Raw genomic sequence first — 2904 nt, 5'->3', positions numbered from 1 at the left:
GCCGTGTTGCGGGCTTCAGCCGCTACGTCTACCCTCCTCTCTCAGCTTTGTTACGCAGCCTTGTTGAGCGAACGGAGGTTTCTTGGGAGCCGAAGGCGGCCAGCTGCTCTCCCACTACCGGCTCGTCGAGAAGATCGGCGAGGGCGGGATGGGTGTGGTCTGGAAGGCCGAGGACACGGTCCTCAGCCGCACGGTCGCCATCAAAGTGCTCCCCGCCGACCTCGCCCTCGACGAGGAGCGCCGGCGGATGTTCCTCGACGAGGCCCGGCTCGCAGCCTCTGTCAGCCACGGCAACATCGTCCAGGTCCACGAACTGGGGCGCGAGGGCGACCTGGATTTCATCGTGATGGAGTACGTCGAGGGGCAGTCGCTCAGCAAGATCCTCCATGGCCGACCTCTGCCGCCGGATAAGGTGGCCGACTGGGGACAGCAAGTGGCGCAGGGCCTCGCCCGCGCGCACCGCAAGGGACTCCTCCACCGCGATCTCAAGCCGGCCAACATCCTGGTCACGCCCGAGGGCGAACTGAAGATCGTGGACTTCGGGCTTGCCGTCCTCTTCGAACCGCGCGACTCGACATTCGGCTCGCTCGCTTCCACCCAGACCGAGAAGCTCCCGGAGGAGACCCGGACGCGGATCGCGGGGACACTGCCCTACATGTCGCCGGAACAAGTGCGGGGCGAGAAGCTGGATGCCCGGAGCGACATCTTTTCCTTCGGCACGGTGCTCTACGAGATGACCACGGCGCAACGTCCGTTCCGGGGAGCCAAACCGGCGGACATCGCCCAGGAGATCCAGAGAAGCCAGCCGCCGCCCGTACACGAGCTCGTACCCAAAGTTCCACTCGATCTGCACCGGATCGTCGAGAAGGCGCTCGCCCGTCGTCCGGAGGACCGCTACCAGCACATGGACGATGTGGCGGTGGACTTGAGGCGCCTGCGCAAGGACCTCGAGTCGGGTTCGTCGCCTGCATACGAGGTCCCGAAGCCCACGGCCGCCACACCCGTGCGCCGGTGGGTGCTCGTGGCGGGTGCCGCGGCGGTTCTCGCCCTGGCGTTCGCCGCATGGCGATTCGGCCCGACGCTCTTCCCTGGCCGTCTGCCCGACCCGGAGACGAGAGCCTGGATCCTGGTCGCCGAGTTCGACGGGCCCGCCGCCGACTCCTCCGTCGTGGCGGCCATCGGCGACCTGGTGATTGCGGCACTGGATCAGTCAGCGATCGTATCAACCGTCCCGCGCGACCAGATCCGCTTGGCGCTGCAGAGCGCGGGCAAGCCCTCGTCTACGCGTGTGGACGCGGAGTTGGCCCGGGAGCTGGCGTACCGAAGCGCGGTACGCACCGTGCTCGAGGGGCGGGTGGGACGCCTGGGCAGGGGGTATTCAATCGTCTTGAGAGCCGTGGAGGTGGACAGTGCGCGCGTGCTCGTGTCGGTGAGCGACGCGGCAAGGGATGAAGAAGACTTGATCCCGACCGTGGGAAGAATCGCCAAGCGGCTCCGCACGGAGCTGGGCGAGCACCGGAGCACGATGCGAGCGACTCGCGAACTGATGCTAGCCATCACGCCGTCGTTCGAGGCGTTCAAGATTCATCAGCGGGCATTAGCCCTGATCGGGGGTGGTGACAACCGCGCCGCCATGACGTGCTGGCGGAGCGCTCTCGGGCTCGATCCCGACTTCGCGCTCGCTTGGACGGGTCTCGGATTCTCGTTCGGGAACTTGGGCGAGCCGGATTCGGCGCTCGCAGCGTTCCGTGAGGCTCTTGCCCGCCCTGAGCGGATCACCGAAGAAGCGCGGCTCTGGGTTACAACCGCTGTCCATTCCCTCAGTGGGGATTTGGCCGGTGCACTGGCTGCGAGCGAGCAAAACGTCCAGCTCGCACCCCAAGGCATGTACGCTCACCTCAATCGGTGTGCGTGCCTGGCGTCGGCAGGCCGTCTGAGCGAGGCCCTCGAGAGTGCCAGGGCGGCCGAGAGAGTTAGCCCGTTCGGCCCGAACCAGCAGGTTCTCGGAGCCCAATTCTTTCTCCTGCTCCAGCTCGGCCGCGTCGACGAGGCGCGCGCGCTCGTTCCTAGATTCCGAGGGGCGCTTGCCCTGGAAGCCCCCATGTATGTCGCCGCGGCTGCCGGGCAATGGCCGACCGCGGAGAGCCTAGCCACGGTGCTGCGGAGCACTCCGTCAGCCGATGACGACACTCGCCAGGCTGCGGCGACGGTCTTGGCAGCGGTCCAGGCCTCACGGGGAGAGGTGACGGCCGCGGATCGGACACTTCGCCAGGCGCAGTTGGTGGCCGAGACCAAAGGCGAGGCGCTCCGAGGCAACCAGCTGAAGTGGACGCGGCTCGCGCTCATGGTGTTCTCGCACGGACCTGGGGCCGCTCCAGGAGAGATGGGGCAGTGGGACAGCACCACTGCCGGGTTGGTGACGCGAGGGCAGTGGGCGGCGGCCGCGGGCGATACGATTCTGGCGCGCCGGCTTCTCGCGACGGTCAGGACGCGCTCTGCGCCCGACATTTCCCGCCAGGGATTCACCCCCACGCTGCTGGAGGCCTGGATTGCGGCGCGCTCCGGCCGCTGGCAGGAAGTTCTGAGCCGCCTCGGCCCGGCGGCCCTGCAGGGCGAGGCCACGGGATACGTCCTGCTTCAGTCGGCGCCGCTCATGCGCTGGATGGTGGCCGAGGCCTACGATCGCTTAGGCCTCCCCGACTCCGCCGCGACCTACTTCGAGCGGGCGATCGCACCGCCGCTCCGCGGCGGCACGGACTTTTCTGCCCCGCGGATGGCCTTCTCCTTCGGACACCAGCGGCTGGTGCTCCTGTACGCTCGAATGGGGCGCTTGCAGGAGGCGAGGCAGCACTGGGAGATCTTCCAGCAGACCTTCACAGACCCCGACCCGGAGCTGCACCCGAT

The 2904-nt window shown here is 67.7% G+C and carries 1 protein-coding gene; it reads left to right on the top strand.

The genetic code is table 11. The features are described from left to right. Nucleotides 1–82: 82 nt before the first annotated feature. The coding region (locus VFE28_06290; GenBank protein HZM15593.1) for a serine/threonine-protein kinase at nt 83–2904 on the top strand (2822 nt) is incomplete at its 3' end.

The sequence above is a fragment of the Candidatus Krumholzibacteriia bacterium genome, from assembly GCA_035649275.1.
Taxonomy (GTDB): domain Bacteria; phylum Krumholzibacteriota; class Krumholzibacteriia.
Note: the sequence above shows the minus strand (reverse complement) of the source record. Positions and strands in the feature narration are given on the sequence as shown.